This is a genomic window from Opitutus sp. sgz309028 (genome assembly GCF_059821195.1).
In genome coordinates this window covers 463648-485555 of the sequence record NZ_JCAMRR010000004.1, presented here as the reverse complement: position 1 = coordinate 485555, position 21908 = coordinate 463648, and the positions used below count along the sequence as shown (strand labels likewise).

Annotated in this window: 22 protein-coding genes; 17 read left to right on the top strand and 5 right to left on the bottom strand. The window is 65.1% G+C overall.

The features are described 5' to 3' along the window. Positions 1-49 precede the first annotated feature (49 nt). The 11 genes from atpE to AC6RV7_RS17730 all read left to right on the top strand — a co-directional run bounded on the left by atpE (position 50) and on the right by AC6RV7_RS17730 (position 8936). Entirely contained in the window at positions 50-259 is a 210-nt protein-coding gene (atpE, locus tag AC6RV7_RS17780; protein ID WP_500095393.1) for an ATP synthase F0 subunit C, read from the top strand. 58 nt (positions 260-317) lie between these two features. Next, positions 318-905, top strand: coding sequence for a F0F1 ATP synthase subunit B (gene atpF, locus AC6RV7_RS17775; protein WP_500095391.1), 588 nt, complete (start codon positions 318-320; stop codon positions 903-905). A gap of 31 nt (positions 906-936) precedes the next feature. Then, complete coding sequence (locus AC6RV7_RS17770; RefSeq protein WP_500095389.1) at positions 937-1332, top strand: F0F1 ATP synthase subunit delta; 396 nt, start codon at positions 937-939, stop codon at positions 1330-1332. A gap of 48 nt (positions 1333-1380) precedes the next feature. Continuing rightward, positions 1381-2907, top strand: a complete 1527-nt coding sequence (gene atpA, locus AC6RV7_RS17765) for a F0F1 ATP synthase subunit alpha (RefSeq protein ID WP_500095387.1) — start codon at positions 1381-1383, stop codon at positions 2905-2907. A gap of 57 nt (positions 2908-2964) precedes the next feature. Next, complete coding sequence (gene atpG, locus AC6RV7_RS17760) at positions 2965-3852, top strand: ATP synthase F1 subunit gamma (protein WP_500095385.1); 888 nt, start codon at positions 2965-2967, stop codon at positions 3850-3852. A 45-nt stretch (positions 3853-3897) separates the two neighbouring features. Next, entirely contained in the window at positions 3898-5316 is a 1419-nt protein-coding gene (atpD, locus tag AC6RV7_RS17755) for a F0F1 ATP synthase subunit beta (RefSeq protein WP_500095383.1), read from the top strand. Between the two features lie 95 nt (positions 5317-5411). After that, a complete protein-coding gene (gene atpC, locus AC6RV7_RS17750) occupies positions 5412-5819 on the top strand; it encodes an ATP synthase F1 subunit epsilon (protein WP_500095381.1) in 408 nt (135 codons plus the stop codon). Positions 5820-5962: 143 nt separating this feature from the next. Further along, positions 5963-6223, top strand: coding sequence for a FeoA family protein (locus AC6RV7_RS17745; RefSeq protein WP_500095379.1), 261 nt, complete (start codon positions 5963-5965; stop codon positions 6221-6223). Positions 6224-6228: 5 nt separating this feature from the next. Continuing rightward, the gene (locus AC6RV7_RS17740) at positions 6229-6468 is read left to right on the top strand and encodes a FeoA family protein (RefSeq protein WP_500095660.1); all 240 of its coding nucleotides are present in this window, start codon (positions 6229-6231) and stop codon (positions 6466-6468) included. A gap of 132 nt (positions 6469-6600) precedes the next feature. Next, positions 6601-8724 carry a ferrous iron transport protein B gene (gene feoB, locus AC6RV7_RS17735; RefSeq protein ID WP_500095378.1) on the top strand — a complete coding sequence of 708 codons (2124 nt, stop codon included), beginning with the start codon at positions 6601-6603 and terminating at the stop codon, positions 8722-8724. A 44-nt stretch (positions 8725-8768) separates the two neighbouring features. Further along, complete coding sequence (locus AC6RV7_RS17730) at positions 8769-8936, top strand: hypothetical protein (protein ID WP_500095376.1); 168 nt, start codon at positions 8769-8771, stop codon at positions 8934-8936. A gap of 29 nt (positions 8937-8965) precedes the next feature. Here AC6RV7_RS17730 and AC6RV7_RS17725 read toward each other — a convergent pair whose 3' ends face one another. The 3 genes from AC6RV7_RS17725 to queC form a co-directional block, all read right to left on the bottom strand. After that, the gene (locus tag AC6RV7_RS17725; protein ID WP_500095374.1) at positions 8966-9667 is read right to left on the bottom strand and encodes an exopolysaccharide biosynthesis protein; all 702 of its coding nucleotides are present in this window, start codon (positions 9665-9667) and stop codon (positions 8966-8968) included. Further along, on the bottom strand, positions 9645-10340 hold the full coding sequence (locus tag AC6RV7_RS17720) for a 7-carboxy-7-deazaguanine synthase QueE (protein ID WP_500095372.1): 696 nt from the start codon (positions 10338-10340) through the stop codon (positions 9645-9647). Before AC6RV7_RS17720 ends, AC6RV7_RS17725 begins: the two co-directional genes overlap by 23 nt. A gap of 65 nt (positions 10341-10405) precedes the next feature. Beyond that, complete coding sequence (gene queC / locus AC6RV7_RS17715) at positions 10406-11095, bottom strand: 7-cyano-7-deazaguanine synthase QueC (protein WP_500095370.1); 690 nt, start codon at positions 11093-11095, stop codon at positions 10406-10408. A gap of 92 nt (positions 11096-11187) precedes the next feature. On the opposite strand from queC, the gene AC6RV7_RS17710 reads away from it, so the two are divergent. The 4 genes from AC6RV7_RS17710 (at position 11188) to AC6RV7_RS17695 (ending at position 16062) form a co-directional block, all read left to right on the top strand. Continuing rightward, positions 11188-12060, top strand: coding sequence for a histone deacetylase family protein (locus tag AC6RV7_RS17710; RefSeq protein WP_500095369.1), 873 nt, complete (start codon positions 11188-11190; stop codon positions 12058-12060). A gap of 13 nt (positions 12061-12073) precedes the next feature. Continuing rightward, positions 12074-13249, top strand: coding sequence for a ribonuclease D (locus AC6RV7_RS17705; protein ID WP_500095368.1), 1176 nt, complete (start codon positions 12074-12076; stop codon positions 13247-13249). Between the two features lie 44 nt (positions 13250-13293). Further along, positions 13294-14970 (top strand): fatty acid CoA ligase family protein, encoded by a 1677-nt coding sequence (locus tag AC6RV7_RS17700; protein ID WP_500095367.1) that lies wholly within the window; start codon positions 13294-13296, stop codon positions 14968-14970. A gap of 66 nt (positions 14971-15036) precedes the next feature. Then, entirely contained in the window at positions 15037-16062 is a 1026-nt protein-coding gene (locus tag AC6RV7_RS17695) for an NAD-dependent epimerase/dehydratase family protein (protein ID WP_500095366.1), read from the top strand. Between the two features lie 6 nt (positions 16063-16068). On the opposite strand, the gene AC6RV7_RS17690 is transcribed toward AC6RV7_RS17695, so the two are convergent. Further along, on the bottom strand, positions 16069-16875 hold the full coding sequence (locus AC6RV7_RS17690; RefSeq protein ID WP_500095365.1) for a TrmH family RNA methyltransferase: 807 nt from the start codon (positions 16873-16875) through the stop codon (positions 16069-16071). A 66-nt stretch (positions 16876-16941) separates the two neighbouring features. On the opposite strand from AC6RV7_RS17690, the gene AC6RV7_RS17685 reads away from it, so the two are divergent. Next, complete coding sequence (locus AC6RV7_RS17685; RefSeq protein WP_500095364.1) at positions 16942-18321, top strand: class I SAM-dependent RNA methyltransferase; 1380 nt, start codon at positions 16942-16944, stop codon at positions 18319-18321. Positions 18322-18328: 7 nt separating this feature from the next. On the opposite strand, the gene AC6RV7_RS17680 is transcribed toward AC6RV7_RS17685, so the two are convergent. Next, complete coding sequence (locus tag AC6RV7_RS17680; protein WP_500095363.1) at positions 18329-19477, bottom strand: glycosyltransferase family 4 protein; 1149 nt, start codon at positions 19475-19477, stop codon at positions 18329-18331. A 191-nt stretch (positions 19478-19668) separates the two neighbouring features. Between AC6RV7_RS17680 and AC6RV7_RS17675 the strand changes: the two genes are divergently transcribed. After that, positions 19669-21900, top strand: coding sequence for a hypothetical protein (locus AC6RV7_RS17675; protein WP_500095362.1), 2232 nt, complete (start codon positions 19669-19671; stop codon positions 21898-21900). The last annotated feature ends 8 nt before the right edge of the window (positions 21901-21908 follow it).

Genomic DNA, 21908 nt, shown 5'->3' with positions numbered 1-21908 from the left:
GTGCCCCGCGTGCGCACGGCGGAAATCCAACCAACCCATATATCACAACATGATCCAAGTTATCGCTGAAATGACCGGCAGCATCCAGGGCGCCTTCGGTTGCCTCGCGGCCGCCATCGGTGTCGGTCTCGTCGGTGCCAAAGCCGTCGAGGGCGTCGGCCGCAATCCCGGCGCGTCCGGCAAGATCCTCGTGCAGTCCATCATCGGTATGGCGCTCGCGGAAGCCGTGGCGTTCTACGCGCTGTTCCTCGGTAAGTAATTCCTTCTCGCGCTGACGCCCACCGCGTCGGCGCGAGCCCTTTTCCTCACCCGTCCCTATGCTCTCTTCCGTGCTCGTCATCGCGCAAGCGGCCACCCATCACGCGGCCGAGGCGGCCGCCCACAGCGGTTCCGCCAATCCGGTCACCCAGATCATGCACGATTTCGGCGTGAGCGTTCCGTATCTGCTCGCGCAGGTGCTGAGCTTCTCGATCGTCGCGTTCGTTCTCTGGAAGTTCGCGTTCAAGCCGGTGCTGGCCACCCTCGACGAGCGCCAGCAGCGGATCCAATCCGGCCTGAAATACGCCGAGGAGATGCAGGCCAAGCTGGCCGCGGCGCAGCAGGAGAGCGCCGCCATCGTGAAGAAGGCGCAGCAGGACGCCACCCGCGTGATCGAGGAAGCCCGCCAGTCGGCGAAGGAGTATCTCGACAAACAGACGCAGGAGGCGACCGCCAAGGCCAACGACGTTCTGGTCAAGGCCCAGCAGGCGATCGAGCTCGAGCACAAGAAGATGCTCGCCGACGCCCGCACCGAAATCGCCCGCCTCGTCGTCGCCACGACCGAGCGCGTGCTGGCCAAGAAGCTGAGCGACACCGATCGCGCGGCCTACAACGACGCGGCGAGCCGCGAGCTCACCTCCGTCTGATCCCGCTTCCGGTTTCAAGCTTCGCCGCGCAATGGCCTCCGCTCACAAGCAAATCCAGGAACTCGCCCGCCAGTTCTACAAGCTCAGCTTCGCCGACGGCGCCCTCTCGGCCGAACGCGTCTCGGGCGTCCTGGCCTACATCGAGAAGCACCGCCCCGCGCACGCGACGGCGGTGTTGAAGGCCTACCACCGGCTCGTTGCAGCCGAGGTCGCCCGCGGCCGCGCCGTCGTCGAACACGCCGGCCCGGTTGATTCCGCGACGATCGACGCGATCGCCGCCGCGCTCTCGAAGAAATACGGCCGCAGCGTCACCGCGGTCCCGCGGCAGAACGACTCGCTGCTCGCCGGCCTGCGCGTCCGCATCGGCGACGACGTCTACGAATCGTCGATCGCCGGCCAGCTCTCCGCGCTCGCGGCGAATGTATAAGTTTACCCACTACACGATCCCTTTTTCAAAAAACGTCCCCATCTCGCGATGAGCACCGTCCTCGAACAAATCGAACAACAGATCGCCAAGCTCTCCAGCAAAGCGGTCAAGAAGAACACCGGCCACATCCGCTCCGTCGCCGACGGCGTCGCGAAAATCGACGGCCTGTCCGACGTGATGTATAACGAGATGGTCGAGTTCCCCGGCGGGGTCATCGGCATCGCGCTCAATCTCGAAGAAGACGAAGTCGGTTGCGTCGTCCTCGGCGACATCTCGCACCTGAAGGAGGGCGACGAGGTCCGCACCACCGGCCGCCTGCTCTCCGTGCCCGTCGGCAAGGCGCTGCTCGGCCGCACGGTCGACGCTCTCGGCACTCCGGTCGACGGCAAGGGTCCGATCGCCGCCACCGAGCATTTCCCGGTCGAGCGGATCGCGCCCGGCATCATCGTCCGCAAATCCGTTTCCCAGCCGCTCTTCACCGGTATCATGGCGATCGACTCCATGATCCCGATCGGTCGCGGTCAGCGCGAGCTGATCATCGGCGACCGTGGCACCGGCAAGACGACCATCGCGATCGACACGATCATCAACCAGGCGAAGATCAACAAGGTCGGCCTCGCTTCCGGCGATCCGAAGTTCCGCCCCGTCTATTCGATCTACGTCGCGGTCGGCCAGAAGAACTCCAACATCGTCCGCACGATCTCCGCCCTCGAAGCCGCCGGTGCGCTGGAGTACACGATCATCGTTGCCGCCTCGGCCGCCGACAATCCCGCCAATCAATACCTCGCGCCGTATTCCGGCGCCGCGATGGGCGAGTGGTTCATGGAAAACGGCATGGACGCGCTGATCGTCTATGACGATCTCTCCAAGCACGCCGTCGCCTACCGCCAGATTTCGCTGATCCTCAAGCGCCCGTCCGGCCGCGAAGCGTATCCGGGCGACGTGTTCTATCTCCACTCGCGCCTGCTCGAGCGCTCCGCCCGCCTCGACGGCAAGGGCTCGCTCACCGCGCTGCCGATCATTGAGACGCTGGCCGGCGACGTGTCCGCCTACATCCCGACGAACGTCATCTCGATCACCGACGGTCAGATCTTCCTCGAAACGGACCTCTTCAACCAGGGCATCCGCCCCGCAGTGTCGGTCGGTCTCTCCGTCTCGCGCGTCGGCTCCGCCGCGCAGATCAAGGCGACGAAGCAGGTCGGCGGCAAACTCAAGGGTGAGCTCGCGCAGTTCCGCGAACTCGCGGCGTTCGCGCAGTTCGGTTCCGACCTCGATGCCAAGACGAAGGCGCAGCTCGACCGCGGCGCCCGCATCGTCGAGCTCTTCAAACAGCCCGCCTTCAACCCGCTCCCGATCGAAGTCCAGGTCGCGGTGCTCTTCGCGATGCAGCGGAATTACTTCGACGCGATCGACACCAAGAAGGTCGTCGCCGCCGCCGCTTCGCTGAAGGAGTTCTTCGCGACGCGCAAGGATGCGCTCCTCACGGAAATCCGCACCAAGGCCGCGCTCGACAAGGATCTCGAGGCCAAGCTCGTCACCGCGATCGACGAGTGGAAGGCCGGTTACGCCGGCTGATAGAGCAGGGGCCCGGCGCTTCGCCGGGCCGCTTCAACGCACGAATCACTCACCACCGTGGCATCGACCAGAGACATTCGCCGGCGCATCAAGTCGGTAAAAAACACCCGCCAGATCACGAAGGCGATGGAGCTCGTGGCCGCTTCGAAGATGAAGAAGGCCCAGCAGATGGCGCTCGCCGGCCGTCCCTACGCCGACCTCATGGCCCAGATGCTCGCCGCGCTCGCCGATCGCGTCGAGGAAGCGCAGCATCCATTCCTCGCCCGCCGCGAGGTCAAGACCCGCGGCGTCCTGCTCATCACGACCGACAAGGGCCTCGCCGGTCCGCTCAATGCGAACCTCTTCAAGCTCGTCGTCGATATCAAGACGCCGGTCCGTTACGTGGTCATCGGCCGCAAGGGCGCGCAGTTCATCGCCCGCACGCATCGCAATCTCCTCGCCGATTTCCAGGTGAGCGATCGCGTCACTTTCGCCGAGGTCAAACCCGTGGCGGAGTTCATGGTGAAGCAGTATCTCGAGGGCGTCGTCGACACCGTCGAGATCATCTGGCCCCGTTTCAAGAACACCCTCGTCCAGATCCCGACCGTGCTGCCGCTGCTGCCGCTCGCGAGCATCAAGGATGTCGTCGCCGACCTGCGCTCCGACGCCGGTCATCACGCCGCGACGCCCGCCGCGCCGGCCACGACGAACCAGATGTTGTTCGAGCCGAGCGCCGCCGCCGTCCTCGAATCGCTGCTGCCGCTATATATCAATCGCGAAATCCACCAGCAGGTGCTCGACGCCAAGGCGTCCGAACACAGCGCGCGCATGGTCGCCATGAAGACCGCGAAGGACAACGCGTCGAAGCTCCTCGGCGACCTCACGCTCGAATACAACAAGGCCCGCCAGGCCGGCATCACGCAGGAAATCCTCGAGATCGCCGCCGCGCAGTTCGCGAGCACCTGAGCCCTCCGCCTCCTTTCCCAAAAAAATTTACAGCCACTTCCCATAATGAACACAGGCAAAATCGTTCAAGTCATCGGCCCGGTCGTTGACGTCCAGTTCGCGGATAACACCATCCCGCCGATCTACCAGGCGCTCACGGTCGAGTTCACCGCCGGTGGCAGGAAAGAGGTGCTCACGCTCGAGGTTGAACAGCACCTCGGCGAAGGCGTCGCCCGCACGATCGCGATGTCCTCGTCGGAAGGCCTCGTTCGCGGTATGACTGTCGTGGATACGGGTGCCCCGATTTCGGTGCCGGTCGGCGACGGCGTGCTCGGCCGCATCTTCGACGTCACCGGTGCGACGGTGGACGGCAAGGGCCCGGTCAAGTTCGAGAAGAAATATCCGATTCACCGCGCGGCGCCGCCGCTCGTCGAACAGGAGACCAAGGCGGAGATCCTCGAGACCGGCATCAAGGTCATCGACCTGATCTGCCCGTTCATCAAGGGCGGCAAGGCCGGCGCATTCGGCGGCGCGGGCGTCGGCAAGACCGTCGTCATCCTCGAGCTCATCAACAACGTCGCCAAGGCGCACGGCGGTTACTCCGTGTTCGCCGGCGTCGGCGAGCGCTCGCGCGAGGGCAACGACCTTTACCACGAAATGTCCGAGGCCGGCGTCATCGACCAGAAGGACCTCTCGAAGTCGAAGGTCGCGCTGGTCTACGGCCAGATGAACGAGCCGCCGGGCGCCCGCATGCGCGTCGCGCTCTCGGCCCTCGCGATGACCGAGTATTTCCGCGACGAGAAGAACCAGGACGTGCTGCTCTTCATCGACAACATCTTCCGCTTCTCGCAGGCCGGTTCCGAAGTATCCGCTTTGTTGGGACGCTCGCCGTCGGCCGTCGGTTATCAGCCGACGCTCTCGAACGAGATGGGCATCCTCCAGGAGCGCATCACCTCGACGAAGAAGGGCTCCATCACGTCCGTGCAGGCCGTCTACGTGCCCGCCGACGACCTCACCGACCCCGCGCCGGCGAATACCTTCGCCCACCTTGACTCCACGATCGTGTTGGAGCGGTCGATCGCCGAGCTCGGCATTTACCCGGCCGTCGATCCGCTCGCCTCGACCTCGAAGGCGCTCGCGCCGGACGTCGTCGGCGACGAGCACTATCAGGTGGCCCGCGAAGTGCAGCGCGTGCTGCAGCGCTACAAGGACCTGCAGGACATCATCGCGATTCTCGGTCTCGACGAGCTCTCACCCGAGGACAAGCAGACCGTTTACCGCGCGCGCAAGATCCAGCGCTTCCTCTCGCAGCCGTTCTCGGTTGCGGAAGTCTTCACCGGCACGCCGGGCAAATACGTCGCGGTCAAGGAAACCGTCCGCGGTTTCAAGATGATCCTCGACGGCCAGCTCGACGACGTCGCGGAAGGCGACTTCTACATGAAGGGCGGCATCGACGAAGTCCTCGCCGCCGCGAAGAAAGCCTGAGTTCAGGAACCACGAACTACACGAAACACACCAAACCGAACCAAAGGGATTTCTCCTTTCGTGTTTTTCGTGTGTTTCGTGGTTGATCCCAGCCAATGCCCTTAACTCTCGAAATCGTCACCCCCGAAGCCCGGGTTTATTCCGACACCATCGAGTCCGTCGTCATCCCGACGGTCGAAGGTGAGGTCGGCATCTTGCCCGGTCACATCCCGCTGCTCACGCAGGTCGAGGACGGCGAGCTCCGCGTCACCAAAAACGGCCAGACCGAGTTCCTGGTGGTCGGCGGCGGTTTCGCCCAAGTCGAAGGCGATCGCGTTCGCGTGCTCGCCGAACGTGCGATCAACGAGGAAAAGATCGACGAGAAAGCGGTCGAGGCCGCCCTGCAGCGCGCCGAGGCCCAACTCCGCGAGGCGGCGAACCTCGATCCCAACGAGTTCGAGCGCCTCCAGGGGCTCGTTCGCTTCTCGGGTGTCCAGCTCGCGGTCAAGCGTCGCCGGCACTGAGGCCTTCCTCGCGCCGACGACGCTGACAGTCCCGGTAACGCCCGCCGACAGGTCCGCTAATCTTCTTTCAAAGGCTCAAGTCCGTCTTGCGGACTTGGGCCTTCTTCTTAAACCTCCACTGAAACCGAGTCTCAATCCTTTCAGTGTCTCCGCCTGTCCATAGTTCCGTCGCGTTTTTGCCGCTCTGCCAGCTCCCGGCCGGAGCAATGGGCTTGGTTCGCCAGCTGGCCGGAAAAGGCGAATTTTGCCAGCGCGTCCGCGAGATGGGGTTGGGGGAGTCCGCCTGCGTGACCAAGATTTCCGGCAGCTCCACGATCCTCTGTCAGGTCAACGGCAACCGCATCGCCCTCAGCCATGACGCCGCCCGCGCCATTCTGGTCGAGCAACTGCCGCGGCGACCTTGAGCGACATGGCTGCGGCGCAATCCCTTTCCTCTCTTCCCATCGGCACGAGCGCCGTGGTGAAGGAGTTCCCCCGCAACGGTCCCGCTTTTCTGCGCCTCCGGGAGATGGGTGTGATCCCCGGCACACGGATCACGCTGGTGCGAACCGCGCCGATGGGCGACCCGCTCGAGATCAAGGTGCGCGGCTACAGCCTGACCTTGCGCAAAAGCGAAGCCGATCACGTGCTGGTCGAACCGAGCGGGTAGGGCGGTCTCGTCCGCCATCCCGCCTCAACGCCACCACACGCATGTTCCCCCTCCCGTTTCGTCACTCCGCCGCGGCTCTGTCCGCGCCGTCGCGCTGAAAGGCCGTTCCTACCCGAGCCTTCGCCTTCGATCATGCCGCTGCCCGCCCACATCGCCTCTGCTCCGACCACCAGCGCGTCGCGCAATCCCACCTACGCGCTGGTCGGCAATCCGAATTGCGGCAAGAGCACGCTTTTCAACGCCCTCACCGGCCTGAAACAGAAGGTCGGCAACTACCCGGGCGTCACCGTCGAGAAGAAGGTCGGCACCACTTACTCGCAGCACGGCCAGCCCATGACCGTGATCGATCTGCCGGGCACGTATTCGCTCGCGGCGCGCTCGCCCGACGAAGCCGTCACCCGCGACGTCCTGCTCGGTCGCCGAGCCGACACGACGCAGCCCGATCGCATTCTCTGCATCATCGATGCGACGAATTTGGAGCGAAACCTTTATCTGCTCCACCAGCTGCTCGATCTTGGGCGGCCGGTCATCGTTGTCCTCAACATGATGGACCTCGCCGTGAAGGCCGGGCTCAACATCCGCGTCGCGCGTCTCGAACACGAACTCGGCGTGCCGGTGATTCCCTGCGAAGCGGTCAACGGCAAGGGCCTCGTCGACCTGCGCCTCGCGATGAGCCGCCCGGACCTGCCGCTCGCGCGTCACGCCTGGGATATTCCCGCCGCCATCGCACCTGCCGTCGCGGAACTGCAGGCGTCGCTCACGACCAACGACAACAAGTCGCCGCTCATCGCGCGCGCCGAGGCACTCCTGTTGTTGACCGACCAGGACAGCGTGCGCGTCGCCGGCTCGACGCCGCTCAGCGCGCGCACGACCGAGATCCTGCAGGGTTGGCAAAAACGCTGGGAAGCTGACGGCACCGATTGGGCCGGCACGCTGGTGAACTCCCGCTACGAAGCGATCGGCGAAATCGCGCGCGAAGTCGTGATCGCCGCCGGCGAGATCGGGCCGAGCACGTCGGACAAAATCGACGCTTACGTGACGCATCCGTTCTGGGGCTGGTTGATCCTGGGCGGGATCATGACGCTGCTCTTCCTCAGCATTTTCACGTTCGCCGAGTATCCGATGAACTTCATCGACGAGCACATGGCGGCGCTCGCCGATTGGGTGAAGGCGTCGATGGCGCCCGGCGATCTGCGCGATCTCATCACCGACGGCGCGATCGCGGGCGTCGGCGGGGTCGTCATCTTCCTTCCGCAGATCCTGATTTTGTTTTTCTTCATCGGCCTGCTGGAAAGCACCGGCTACATGGCGCGGGCCGCGTTCATCATGGACCGCCTGATGAGCCGCGTCGGCCTCAACGGTAAAAGCTTCATCCCGCTGCTCAGCTCCTATGCCTGCGCGATTCCGGGCATCATGGCGACGCGCACGATCGAGAATCATAAGGACCGTCTGGTCACGATTCTCGTCGCGCCGCTGATGAGCTGCTCCGCGCGACTTCCGGTTTATCTGCTCATGATCGCGGCGCTCGTGCCCGGCGATCGCGTGCCGCTGCTGACGAAGGTCGGCATCATGCTCCTGATGTATTCGCTCGGGACGATCGGCGCGTTTGCGTTTGCGTGGTTGTTCAAGCGCACCCTGCTGAAAGGCGAGCCGCCGCTCATGATCATGGAGCTGCCGCCGTATCGTCTGCCCGGCGTGAAGGATGTGATTATGCACATGCTGGAGCGCGGTTGGGTGTTCCTGCGTCGCGCCGGCACGGTGATCCTCGGCATCAGCATCGTGCTGTGGTTTCTCGCCGCGTATCCAAAAGCTCCCGACGGAGCGACCTCGACCGAGCAGATGGCGCAGAGTTTCGCGGGACGCGCCGGGCACCTGCTCGAGCCCGCCATCAAGCCGCTCGGCTTCGACTGGCAGATCGGGATCGGCCTGATCAGCTCGTTCGCGGCGCGTGAGGTGTTCGTCTCGACGATGGGAGTGGTGTTCAATGCGGAATCCGAGGAGGAGGACACCGCACCGCTCCGTCAGGCGATGCTCTCCGCGCGCTGGCCGGACGGACGTCCGCTCTTCACGCCGCTGGTGTGTTTCACGCTGATGGTGTTTTACGTGTTCGCGATGCAGTGTGTGAGCACGGTCGCGGTCGTGCGGCGGGAAACGAATTCCTGGCGCTGGCCGCTGTTCCAGATCGGCTACATGACCGGCACGGCCTGGGTCATGTGTTTCCTCGTTTATCAAATCGGCCGCGCGCTCGGTTTTTGACTCCGGTCCTTCCGTGGCTTCCGTGTGCCTGGCTCTCCTCTGAAATGTCCTCCGATTTTCAAACCATTGCCGCGCTGGTCGTCGTCGCCGTGGCCGCGACGTGGCTGATCAAGCGCACGCTGGCGAAACGGAATAATCCGGGTTGCGGCACCGATTGCGGTGCCGTGAGCCCGGAGGTGAAGCGCCTGCAGGCGCGTTTGCGGCGCAAGTAGGGCGTGGAGTTCGCGCGGCCGCGCGGCTCTCAATTCCGCAGCCAGCGCCACATCGCTTCGATGCCTTCGGCGCCGACGACGCCCACCAGCACAAAATAAGCATGGGCGAGGACCACGGCTACGTAACCGACGAGAATGAAGAATCCGTCGTTTTCGAGCAGGCCCGCGGCAAGCAGCAGGATCGCGAACGCCGGCAACAGGTTGCTGAAAGGAATGGGCAGCGGGAGCAACAGCAGCACCGCGCACAGCACGATGGGAATCGCATGCACCTGGGCGAGCGGTCCCGGACGGGTTAACCACAGCAGGCGCGGACGCAGAAAATATTCGAAGCCGCGCAGGATGGTGCGGGCGGCGGCGAAGACCTTGGCGAACAGCTTCGGCGGCAGCCGCGTATCCAGGAGTTTCGCCGGCAGCCACGGTTTCTTTCCCAGCGCGAGTCGCACGCCGATCAGGGCAATGATGAAACCGAAAGGCGTCGACAGCCCCGGCAGCGGAATCGGGGTCGAGAACGGCAGCGCCAGGAGCATCACGAGCAGCACATAGCCGCGCCCCTTCAGCACCGCCATCGCCTCGCGTAGCGTGACGGTTTCCACTTCGAACTCGTGCAGGATGAGCCCGAGGTCGTCGGACAGCTTGCGCGTGCGGTTGCCGCTCGCCGCCAGCGTCAGGAGGTCCGGCGTTGCGGCCGGAGGAACGGCGTCCTGCGGATCAGGTGCCGCGTTGGTTGCCATACAACTCGATGTGCAGACGATGCGCGTAACGATAGCCGCGGGCCTTGCAAAGTTCCCCGAGCCAGCCCGCGCGCGCGCGAATCGCCTCCAGGGTCGTGCCTTCGGGCATCAACAGGACGCGCTGCCGGGGGATGTCGCGTCCGAGCGATCGCAGCATGCCTTCGAGCTCGTCGACGTCGGCCGGCTGGGCCACGACGAATTTGAACTGATAATTGTATCCATCAATCCACTCCCGCACGACGTTTGGCTGCCAGCGGAGCGCTTCGTGTTTCTTGCGCCACGTGGCGCTGAGCCGGTCGTCCGGCGCCGAGTTGAGCAGCTTCGGCGAGAGCGACGCGAGGTCGCAAGCGATGCCGCCGGGCGCGATGGTGGCGGCCGTCTCGATGGTGATGTGTCGGCCGAGTTGCTTGATGGCGTCGGCGAGCAGCCGGATGTCTTTCGCGATCATCGGCTCGCCGCCGGTCAACACGACGTGCCGCGCCGCCGCGTGTTCCTCGATCGCAGCGACGATCTGCGGAATCGTGCGCATCTCGCCTTCGGGATTCCACGAGGCATACGGCGTGTCGCACCAGTTGCAGCGGAGATTGCAGCCGCTGGCGCGCACGAAAACCGACGGCACGCCGGTCAGCAGGCCTTCGCCTTGCAACGAATAAAAGATTTCGGAAACGAGCATCGATCGAGCCGCGAGAACGGCGGATAACACGGATGGGTTAACCGGCCCCGCGGCGCAACTCGCAGCTAGAGGGTTGCCGGTTTCTCCGGCAGCGGCGGCGTCGCTTCATAGACCGTCGGATCCGCCAGTCCGGCGTCGCGAAACGCCTCCCGGCGCTCCACGCACGTGCCGCATTTCCCGCAATGCACCGCGCCGCCTTTGTAGCACGACCACGTGCGCGCGAAGTCCACGCCCAGCCGCGCCCCCTCCCCGGCGATCTGCGCCTTGTTCAACGCGATGAACGGCCGCAGCAGTCCGACGCCCGCATAGGTGCCCTGTTTCATCGCCTCGCCCATCGCTTGCATGAACGTCTCGCGGCAATCCGGATAAATCGCGTGGTCGCCGCCATGTGCGGCGATGACGACGGCCTGCGCCTCGACGCTTTCGGCGAAACCGCACGCGATCGACAGCATGATGGCGTTACGGAACGGCACCACCGTTTGCTTCATGTTTTCCGCCTCGTAATGGCCCTCGGGAATCGCGCCGCCGCTCTGCAGCAAGTCCGACGCGAACAGCCGGTTGACGAATTCCATCGCGATCGTCTCGTGGCGCACGCCGAGCCGCGCCGCATGCTCGGCGGCGAAGGGCAGTTCGCGAGGGTTGTGCTTCGCGCCGTAGTCGAAACTGACCACCGCCGAGACGACGTGCTCGCGCGCTGCCCAATAAAGCGCAGTCACCGAATCCATCCCGCCCGAGCACAACACGACGACGTTCATGGCTCCGATTAGCCACCTCCGACCGCAAAACACACGCTCAGAAAATCGCGTCGCGCGCGAAAATTGATGCGCTTTTCCGTCCCGGTTCGCCCATGCTCGCCGGCATGCTGATCCTTTACGATCCGCAGTGCGCCGGCTACGGATCTTCGATGCGTCCCGAGCAGCCGGCGCGCGTCATCAAGTCGGCCGAGCACCTGCGGGCAGCGCATCCGGACTGGATCTGGCGCGTGCCCGCGCCGGCGCCGGTCGAGACGTTGCTGCTGGCGCACGCGCCGGAGCACGTGGCGCGGCTGCGCGAACCGCGCGACTTCGACGAGGACACGCCGTATTTCGACGGCATCTACGACCACGCGCGTCGCGCCGCGGGCGCCGCCGTCAGCGCGGCCGAGATCGCATTGATGGATCGCCAGCCGGTCTTTTCGCTCATGCGGCCGCCGGGTCATCACGCCACGGCCGACCAAGCGATGGGGTTTTGTTATCTCAACAACATCGCCGTCGCCGCGTTGTTCGCACGGCAGAAGCTGCACGCTCCTCGGGTCGCCGTCTGGGATTTCGATGCGCATCACGGCAACGGCACGGAGGCGATCCTGCACCGCCAGCCCGGCATCCTGTTCGCTTCGATTCATCAATCTCCGGGATATCCCGGCAGCGGCCTCCGCATGTTCGACAACTGCCTGAACTGGTCGATCCGGCCCCGCACCGATCGCACCGAACACCTGGCCGCCCTTCGCGAATCGCTCGACCAGCTCGTCGCTTTCCGGCCCACCTTGCTGTTGGTCTCGGCCGGATTCGACGCTTATGCGCGCGACCCGATCACGTCTATGACGTTGGAGGCCGATGACTTCCGCACCTTGGGTCAATGGGTCCGCGAAAGCGGCCTTGCCGCCGCCGCCATCTTGGAAGGAGGCTATAGCCCTGATCTCCCCTTGCTGATCGACGCATTCGTCTCAGCGTGGGAAAAATGACTCGGAACGCCGCATGATTTCACGTTTTCTACCACTACCGGTTCGCCGATTGCTCGGTATCAAAGTGATTTCACGTCCGCCTGTTTATACCCTTATTGACCAGCCCGGTCAGCTTAGTCCGCTCCTCGAGGCCCTTGATCGCGTCGAGGAGGTGGCGCTCGATACCGAAGCGGACAACATGTTTCATTATCGCACCCGGGTCTGCCTGCTGCAGTTCCTCGTGGGCGACGATATCTTCCTGGTCGACGCGCTGGCGGCGATGAAGCTCGATCCGCTGTGGGAGCAGCTGTCCGAAAAGCACTTGCTCATGCATGGCAGCGATTTCGATCTGCGGCTGCTGCATGATCTTTGCCGGTTTCGGCCAAAAAGCATTTTCGATACGATGCTCGCGGCCCAATTGATCAACCGCCCGCGCATCGGCTTGGCCGCGTTGTTGGAGGACCATTTCGGCGTGAAGCTTTCGAAGGAGTCCCAGAAAGCGAATTGGTCGAAGCGCCCGCTGACGCAGAAGATGTTGGATTACGCGGCGTTGGATGTGTTTTATTTGCCGGCTCTGCGCGATATCCTGACGAAAGAGCTGCGCAAACTCGGTCGCTTGGAATGGCATTCCCAACAATGCCTCGCGCAGATCGAATCGGGGGCCGCGGGTTTTGCCCCGCCGGATGATAACGACTGGCGTATCGGCCGCAGCGAGCGTCTGCGCGGCGCCGGACTCAGCGTCCTCCATGCCGTCTGGCACTGGCGCGAACAAACCGCGCAACGCCTCGACGTGCCGCCTTTCAAGGTCTGCAGCAGCGATTTGCTGCTCAAAATCGCGAACGCCGCTGAAACCGGCGAGTCCGAGGCCACCATCATGGCGACCGTGCACCTGGGACGTCGTCACGACCGCCTCGCGACGTCCCTCGCCGCGGCGATCCGTGCCGGTCTCGCGCGCGACCCGAAAACCCTTCCCCGTCGCCGCGGTCGCGATCCCAATCACGTCGCGCTCACCCAGGCGGAGGTCGCGCGGCTGGACCGCATCAAGGACGACCGTGACAAAATCGCCGCCAAACTCGCGCTGGATCCCACGTTGATCGCGAATCGCGCCCAGCTCGCGCAGATCGCACGTTCGCCCCGCCGCATCGACGAACTGCTGCTGCCGTGGCAAGCGGGCTTGTTGCGGGATCAGCCTTCGTTGAAGGGCGACTAATCCGTCGGACGCCGCGGCCCACGCGACGTCGAGTCCTGACCGAAGTGTCCGCGAACGCCAACATCGCCCGCCATCTCGCTTCGATGGCTGAGCGTCAGCCGTCGCAGCCGGCGTTGAAGATCCCGCGTGGCCGCACCCGCGCCGGCGACATCGATTACCTTACCCTGAGCTTCGCCGAGCTCGATGCGGAAGTGTCCGCATGGGTGGATCGCCTCGGTCGGGCGGGCGTTCAACGCGGCGATCGCACGCTCGTCATGGTGCGCCAAGGGCTGCCGCTGATTGCATCGGCCTTCGCGCTGTTCCGCCTCGGCGCCGTCCCGGTGATCATCGATCCCGGGATGGGGCTGAAAAACTTCCTCGCTTGCGTCGCCCGCTCCCGGCCGCGCGCACTCGTGGGCATTCCGCTCGCGCAACTCGTCAGTCGTTTCTTCCGCCGGCCGTTCAAAACCGTCGACGTCCGCATTTCCGCCAGCCCTGCACTCACCGCGAGGCTCACGCGCGCGGGAGCGCCGCGCGCGACCTCCGGCGCGCAACTCGCGAAGAGTGCCGCCACCGACCTGGCCGCGGTGCTTTTCACGTCAGGATCGACCGGCGCGCCGAAGGGCGTGTGTTACGAACACGGCATGTTCGAGGCGCAGGTGCGTCTGATCCGCGAGACGTTTGGGATCGAGCCCGGCGAAATCGACCTGCCGATGCTCCCGATCTTCGCGTTGTTCAATCCCGCGTTGGGAATGACGACCGTCGTCCCCGAGATCGATCCGCGGCGCCCGGCGGCGGTGGATCCCGGGAAAATCGTCCAGGCAATCCGCCAGGAAAAGATCACGAATTCCTTCGGTTCGCCGACGCTCTGGCGGAAGATCGGCGCCCATTGTATCGAACACGGCATTACGCTCCCCACGCTGCGGCGCGTGTTGTGCGCGGGGGCGCCGGTGCCGTCGGCCTTGTGGACCGACTCGCGTCGCTGGCTCACCGCCGGCGAACTCCACAGCCCCTACGGCGCCACCGAATCGCTCCCCGTTTCCACCATCTCCGCCTCCGAACAGTGTCATATAATGTATGACACTGCATCGGGGCCGCCTGCGCTGGGGCGCGGCGCGTGCGTCGGCCGGCCGGTGAAGGAGATGGAGGTGAAGATCGTCGCGATCACCGATGAGCCCGTGGCGACGCTGGCGGAAGCGCGCGAGCTGCCGCCGGGCGAGCTCGGTGAGATCGTCGTTCGCGGTCCCGTCGTCACCAAAACCTACGACGCCGCACCGGAGGCGACGCGTCTGGCGAAAATTCAAGATGTCGCCTCTGGCGGCGTCTGGCATCGTTTGGGCGACTGCGGCTATCGCGACGCGGACGGCCGGATCTGGTTTTGTGGACGCAAGGCCGAGCGGGTGCAGACCGCGACGGGCGTGCTGTTCACCGAACCATGCGAGCAGATCTTCCGGACGCATCCACGGGTGCAGCGGTGCGCGTTGATCGGTTTGGGCGTTCCCGGTCGCCAACGGCCGGCGATCGTCGTGGAGATCGCCTTGACCAATTCGGCGCAAAGCCGCGCGCTCGCGCACGAACTGCGTCTCCTGGCGCGCGAGCATGCGATCACGGCTAGCATCTCGCTTTTCTATTTCTGTCCGAAATTTCCGGTCGACGTTCGCCACAACGCCAAGATCCACCGGCTCACGCTCGCGCGGTGGGCAGAAAAGGCGAAGGGGTTTCAATCGGACCCGAAACGCTAGACCATGTAGTCCTCGCGATGCGCGAATGAGATTCTCTCCGCGCGCGTTCTCGTATTTCAGAGTTTCGTGACCCCGTCCCTCACTCTTGTCACTGGCGGCACCGGATTTCTCGGCCGTCGCTTGGTCGAGCGCCTGCTGGCGCAGGGCCGGCGGGTCGCGGTGCTCGGTCGCACGCCGGCCCCGGACCTTGCGGCGCGCGGCGTGCAATTCGTGCAGGCCTCACTCGACGATGCCGCTGCGGTGCGCGATGCCTGCGCCGGTGTGAGAACGGTTTTCCATGTCGCGGCGCGCGTTGGCGTTTGGGGGCGCTACGAGGATTTTTTTCGCACCAACGTCCTTGGCACGCGCGCGCTGCTGGAGGGCTGTCAGGCGCACGGAGTCGGCGCGCTGGTCTATACGTCGACGCCGAGCGTAGTCTACAACGGTCGCGATCTCGCCGGCGCGAACGAAACGCTTCCGCTCACGACGCGATGCCCGAGTCCGTATCCGCTGACGAAAGCGATCGCGGAACGCGAGTTGCTCGCCGCGGACTCTGCATCGTTGCGCACGGTGGCGCTCCGCCCTCACCTGATCTGGGGCGTGGGCGATCCGCACCTCGTGCCGCGCGTGTTGGCGCGAGCGCGCGCCGGTCGATTGCGGATCGTGGGATCGGGCCGCAATCGCGTCGACATGGTGCACGTCGAGAATGCCGTCGACGCGCACTTGCTCGCTGAAGCGGCGCTCGGGTCCGCAGCCGCCAACGGCACCAAACCCGCCGCGGCGGGCCGCGCGTATTTCATCACGAATGGCGAGCCGGTGGTTTTGTGGGAGTGGATCAATGACCTGCTGCGCGCGCTCGGCGAGCCGCCGGCGGAGAAACGCATTTCGCTGCGCGCGGCGGCCGCGCTCGGTGCCGTCTGCGAAACGCTCTGGCGCGTGCTGCCGCTGAAAGGAGAGCCGCCGATGACGCGCTTCGTTGCGGCCGAGCTGGCGAGGGATCACTGGTTCGACCTCGCCGCGGCGCGTCAGGATCTTGGATACGCGCCACGCATCAGCATGGCGGAGGGCACGGCCGAGTTGGTAGCGGCGCTGCAGCGCGAGGCGCGCGGTTGAAGAGCGCTACTTCGTGGAGCGCTGCCGCACCGCTTCGAAGAGCGTAATGATGGTGGCCATGGCGACGTTCAGCGAATCGGCCTGCCCGGCCATCGGGATGCGCACGGGCTGGTCGCTGTTTGTGAGCCAGAACTCGCTCAGACCGTATTGCTCGCTGCCCATGACGATTGCGAGCGGGCCGCGCAGGTCTGTGTCGGTATAAAGTTTGTCGGCGGACGGCGTGGTGGCGACCGTCTTTATGCCGTGCTCCTTGAGCCAGGCTTGTACGCGCGTGCTTTCGTCGACGACGAGCGGCACGGAAAACAGGACGCCGGTCGACGCGCGCACGACGTTGGGATTGAAGATGTCGGTGACCGGATCGCACACGATCACGGCGTCGCAGCCCGCGGCGTCGGCGCTGCGCAGGATCGTGCCGAGGTTGCCTGGCTTTTCGATCGCCTCGACAACGAGGAGAAAGGGTGCCGCCGGCAGCGTCAGATCGGCGAGCGTGCGTTTCCATTGCGGCGCGACGGCGAGCAGGCCGTCGGGGCGTTCGCGATACGCGACTTTGGCGAACGCGTCCTTGCTCAATTCGAAGAGTTTTGCACCGGCCCGCTCGGCTTGCTCGAGGAGCGCAGGCTCGTTTTCGCCGAGGAACCAGTCCGGGGAGAAATACAGTTCGCGCAGCGGAATTCGTTTTTCCAATGCGCGGCGGATCTCGCGGTAACCCTCGACGAGGAACACGCCCGCCTCGTCACGCGGCCGCCGGTCGCGCAGCTTCACGAGCTGTTTCACGCGGGGATTCTGAAGGCTGGTGATCTTCTCGACGGGCACGACGGGAGGAGACCACGAAATACACGAAACACACGAAAGAAAATCCCGCTCGTTTCCGCTGCTTTCGTGTATTTCGTGTCTTTCGTGGTTAAGAAAAAGAAGACCTTCAACGATCAGCCGTTCGCTTATCACCAGGAGATCGAACTCGAGATTTCCACGCTCACGAATCTCGGACTCGGCCTGGGGCGCGTGGCACTGCCTGGCGAGACGGAGGCGAAATGGGTCGTGATGGTGCCGTTCACGCTGCCGGGCGAGCGCGTGCGGGCGCGGGTGTTTCGCAATCACCGCAATTTTTCCGAGGCGGATCTCGTGACGGTGCTGACGCCGTCGCCGCATCGCGTGAGCCCGGGTTGTCCGCTGTTCGGACGTTGCGGCGGCTGCCAGTATCAGCACCTCGCTTACGCCGAGCAGTTGAAATGGAAGCAGCAGCAAGTCGCCGAGCTGTTGCAGCACATGGCGGGAATCGAGTTTCCCGTCTCGCCCGTCGTGGCGTCGCCGCGCGAGTATGGGTATCGCTCGAAGATCACGCCGCATTTCGCCGCGCCGCGGCGGTTCGTTCGCTCGCCGAGCCCCGCCTCGACGCCCGCCGATCAGGAAGCTTCCGTCCCGGCCGGCGTGTCCGATCCGACGGCCGAATCGCAAACTGGGCTGGCTGATTCCGTCACAGCGGGATTCCCGATCGGATTTCTGCGCCAGGGCACGCGCTTCGACATCGTCGACGTGCCGCGCTGTCCGATCGCGACGGAGCCGATCAATGCGCGGCTCGCCGAGGTGCGCGCCGACGTTCACGCCAAGTGGGAAAGTTTCACGCGCGGAGCGACGCTGCTGTTGCGGGAGGCGGGCGGCGCGGTGACGACGGACTACGATGCGGTGATCACGGAGGAGATCGCGACGGGCGAAGGTGCGCCGCTGCGGCTGCATTTTCTCGCGCGGGATTTTTTCCAGAACAATCCCTTCATCCTGCCGGCATTCACGCGTTACGTGCGGGAGCAGGCGGCGGCGAGCGGGGCGCGCTATCTGGTCGACGCGTATTGCGGCAGCGGATTGTTCGCGCTGGCGTCGGCGCCGGCGTTCGAGCGTGTGACGGGTGTCGAGATCAGTGACAGCTCGATTCGTTTCGCCCGGGAAAACGCGGAGGCCAACGGCATCGCGAATGCGACGTTCCGGGCCGCGGATGCGGCGGAGATTTTCGCCGGACTGACGTTTCCGGCGGGCGACACGGTGGTGATCATCGATCCGCCGCGGAAGGGCTGCGACAAGGCGTTTCTCGATCAGTTGTTCGCGTTCTCTCCGCGCGCGGTGGTTTACGTGTCGTGCGATCCGGCGACGCAGATGCGCGATCTGACGCATTTCCTCGCGGCCGGCTACACGCTGACGGCGGCGCAGCCGTTCGACCTCTTTCCGCAAACCCGCCACCTGGAGTGCGTGTTGACGCTGCGGCGGTGAGATCTTCTCACCGGGACTCACTGCGGTGGAGCGCAGCCGCGACGAGATGCTGGGAAAGCACCGCTGCCTCGCGCGGAAGCGAAAATTCCGCCAGTCGGCGCTGCCCCCGGCTCACGTAATCTTCGCGCAGTCGGGGCTCGTTCGCGATCTGGCGAAGCGCAGCTGCCAACGCGCGAGCGTCGCGTGGATCGACATAGATGCAGGCATCGCCACCGACTTCGGGCAGCGAGGTCGTATCTGACGCGACGATCGGACAGCCGAACGCCATCGCTTCCAGCAGTGGAATACCGAAACCCTCGTGGAGCGACGGATAAACCAGCGCGCCGGCCGCACGCCAGACGGCCGCGAACTGCGCGTCCTCCAGGTGGCCCAGAAAAATCACCTGACCGGACAAGCCCGACCGCGTCACGAGCTCCTTCAAGGTTTCCATGCGCGCGTCCGCGTGGCCCGTGAAAACCAGCGGCCAGGCGGACGCGCCGGCGGTGTCATGATAAATGCGATACGCATCGATGAGCGTCTCGTGGTTCTTGTGCGGCCAGAAGTTGGCCGGATAAAAGAAAAACGGCCCGGGCACCGGCGACGCCGCCGCGCGGGCGAGTTCCGAAGCCGTTTCCAGCCGGCGGTGCACCGGCAGATGTGTGACGAAGATCTTCGCCGGGTCCACGTCGTAGTGCGCCTGCAGCCGTCCGGCGGTGTAGCGGGAAATGCACTGAAACGAAGTCGCGGCCTGCGCAATCTGACCAAACCACTCGTGGCGATAATTCACCTCCTCGATCGGCAGGGCCGAGGGCAGGTCGCGATGCAGGAGGTCCACGATCAGGCTGACGGTCGGCACCCCGGGTCGCATCAACGTCGAGCGACCGAAGGGCGCGTAGAGCACGTCGAGGGGTGGTGCTGCCTCCATGCCGGCGCACCGGCGATCGCCTGGCCGCAATAACGGCTGCAATTCGGGCGCCAGCTCGGCCGAGGCGAAAAACACGAAGCGGAAGCGTCGACCTTCGGCGCGCTGGATTTCCTGCAAAAAAGAAAAAACCAGCGGCTTCACGCCGCCGTTCGCTCCGCGCGGCTGCATGAGGAGGAGGTCGACGCCGACGGTCACGCGCGGACGCACCCAGGCGGCGGCGCGCCGCCACCAGCGCATGAACGGGAGCGTCACGCTCGATCCGCGAACCGCGGCGGGCGCGCGCGGCACAGGCGAAGGAGAGTCGGCGGCGGGAGCGATCACGGGATCCACCGACGTTGAGAGGCGGCGACGGGATTGTCCACTGGCGAGCCGCGAAACGTATTATCGGCTCGGGGATTGCCGTTCCCAGCGGTTCAGACATCATGCTCGCAACCATCCCCATCATGTCTACGGCCAACCGTTCCGCGCACTCCTGGAAATTTTTCCGCGCCGGCGGGCTCGATCAAGTCGCGCTCGACACCGGCGCCGACCTGCTCGCGTTGCGTCAGCTCGATCAGAAACTTTGGGTCGCTCTCAGTTGCCCTGTGAAAGGGATCGAGCTCGACGAGAAGACGCTCGCGTTGATCGATGTCGACAAGGACGGACGGATACGCGTGCCCGAGCTGCTCACGGCGGTGGAGTGGGCGGCGGCCCGGTTGAAGGATCCTGGCGTCCTTCTCCGGCCGCTCGACGCGCTGCCGCTGGCGGCGATCAACGACGCGACTCCGGACGGAAAACTCCTCCTGGCTTCCACCCACGAGGTGCTCGCGCGGCTGGGTCGCGCGGACGCGACCGAGATCGCCGTGGGCGAGGCGGCGGACACGACCCGCATCTTCGCGGGCAATCCCTTGAATGGCGACGGCATCATCCCGCCGAACGCGACGGACGACCCCGCGGTGCAGGCGCTGATCAAAGACATCCTCGCCGCGACGGGCGGGGCCGCCGACCGGAGCGGCGGACAAGGCGTGACGGCGGCCAACATCGACGCGTTTTTCGGCGATGTGGCGGCGTATCTCGCGTGGACGGAGAAGAGCGCGACGAAGGAGGTGGCGATTCTCGGGGAGGCAACCGGCTCGGCGCTGGCCGCGATCCAGGCGGTGCGGGCGAAGGTCGACGATTATTTCGTGCGCTGCGCGATCGCGTCGTTCGATGCGCGCGCAGCCACGGCGCTGAACCGCGCCGAGACCGACTATGCGGCGATCTCGACGAAGGACCTGACGGCGAGGGCCGATGAAGTGGCGGCCTTTCCGATTGCGCGGGTCGAGCCCGAACGGCCGCTGCCGCTGCTGGCGGGCGTCAATCCCGCGTGGGCCGATGCGCTCGCCAAGCTGCATGCGCTGGCAGTGACGCCCATTTTCGGGGCCGCGAAGACGTCGCTGACGGCGGCGGAGTGGAAGGATCTCGTGGCGGGCTTCACGCCCTACGAGACGTGGCTCGGATCGAAAGCCGGCAACGCGGTCGAAAAGCTCGGACTGGAGCGGCTGCGCGCCCTGGCGGCCGGCCCGGAGCGGAAAACGCTCGAAGCGCTGGTCGCGAGAGACAAAGCGCTCGAGCCCGAGTTCAAGGGCATTTTCGATGTGGAGCGACTGGCGCGCTATGTGCGCGATCTCCCGGTGCTGTTGCGCAACTTCGTCAACTTCGCGGATTTTTATTCGCGCACGCGTCCCGCGGTTTTCCAGGCCGGCACCTTGTATCTCGACAGCCGTTCGGCCGAGCTCTGCATCAAGGTGGATGGCGCGAATCCGCTGGCGGCGATGAGCAAGGCCTGCATCGCCTACTGCGCGTGCACGCGCAACGGGGCGACGATGAACATCGCCGCGTGTTTCACGCAGGGCGACAGCGATTACCTTTTTGTCGGCCGGCGCGGTGTGTTCTACGACCGCCAGGGCCGCGATTGGGACGCCGTGATCACGCAGCTCGTAGACAATCCCATCAGCATCCGGCAGGCGTTTTTCTCGCCGTATAAAAAGTTTGTCCGCTTCGTCGAAGAGCAGGTCGCGAAACGCGCGGCCGCGGCGGAGGCGGAGTCGACGAGTCGCGTTGCCGCCGCGGCGGAGTCGACGGCCAACGCCGACAAGACCGCGGCCGCAGCGCAGAAGCAGCCGAAAAAAATCGACATCGGCACCGTGGCGGCGCTCGGCGTGGCCGTCGGCGGCATTACGTCGGCGTTTGGCCTGATGCTCGGGGCATTTTTCGGACTCGGTTTCTGGATGCCGGTTGGCGTGATCGGCATCCTGCTCGCGATCTCCGGACCGTCCATGTTGATCGCGGCGATCAAGCTGCGGCAGCGGACGCTCGGGCCGATTCTCGAGAGCAGCGGCTGGGCGGTCAACGGGCGCGTCAAGATCAACGTCCCGCTCGGCACCGCGCTCACCAAGCTCCCGCATGTCCCCCGGTCCGCGCGGAAAATGATGGAGGATCCTTATGAGGACAAAGCCGCCAAGCGGCAGCGGCGCATCGCATTCTGGATCGTGCTGCTGCTGATCCTCGCGGCCGGCGCGGCTTTCATACGCTGGCAGCGGTTGAAGACCGGCCATTATTTCTGGCAACCGGCGCCGGCGCAGCCAGCCGCTCCGGCCGAAGCGCCAGCGCCGGCAGCTCAGCCCGCTCCGGCGGCGGAGCCGCCGAAAGCCTGACGTCGCCG

Coding starts and splice junctions, on each gene's coding strand:
- atpE (WP_500095393.1), top strand. CDS start 50: ATGATCCAAGTTATCGCTGAAATGACCGGCAGCATCCAGGGCGCCTTC.
- atpF (WP_500095391.1), top strand. CDS start 318: ATGCTCTCTTCCGTGCTCGTCATCGCGCAAGCGGCCACCCATCACGCG.
- AC6RV7_RS17770 (WP_500095389.1), top strand. CDS start 937: ATGGCCTCCGCTCACAAGCAAATCCAGGAACTCGCCCGCCAGTTCTAC.
- atpA (WP_500095387.1), top strand. CDS start 1,381: ATGAGCACCGTCCTCGAACAAATCGAACAACAGATCGCCAAGCTCTCC.
- atpD (WP_500095383.1), top strand. CDS start 3,898: ATGAACACAGGCAAAATCGTTCAAGTCATCGGCCCGGTCGTTGACGTC.
- atpC (WP_500095381.1), top strand. CDS start 5,412: ATGCCCTTAACTCTCGAAATCGTCACCCCCGAAGCCCGGGTTTATTCC.
- AC6RV7_RS17740 (WP_500095660.1), top strand. CDS start 6,229: ATGGCTGCGGCGCAATCCCTTTCCTCTCTTCCCATCGGCACGAGCGCC.
- feoB (WP_500095378.1), top strand. CDS start 6,601: ATGCCGCTGCCCGCCCACATCGCCTCTGCTCCGACCACCAGCGCGTCG.
- AC6RV7_RS17730 (WP_500095376.1), top strand. CDS start 8,769: ATGTCCTCCGATTTTCAAACCATTGCCGCGCTGGTCGTCGTCGCCGTG.
- AC6RV7_RS17725 (WP_500095374.1), bottom strand. CDS start 9,667: ATGGCAACCAACGCGGCACCTGATCCGCAGGACGCCGTTCCTCCGGCC.
- AC6RV7_RS17720 (WP_500095372.1), bottom strand. CDS start 10,340: ATGCTCGTTTCCGAAATCTTTTATTCGTTGCAAGGCGAAGGCCTGCTG.
- queC (WP_500095370.1), bottom strand. CDS start 11,095: ATGAACGTCGTCGTGTTGTGCTCGGGCGGGATGGATTCGGTGACTGCG.
- AC6RV7_RS17710 (WP_500095369.1), top strand. CDS start 11,188: ATGCTCGCCGGCATGCTGATCCTTTACGATCCGCAGTGCGCCGGCTAC.
- AC6RV7_RS17705 (WP_500095368.1), top strand. CDS start 12,074: ATGATTTCACGTTTTCTACCACTACCGGTTCGCCGATTGCTCGGTATC.
- AC6RV7_RS17675 (WP_500095362.1), top strand. CDS start 19,669: ATGTCTACGGCCAACCGTTCCGCGCACTCCTGGAAATTTTTCCGCGCC.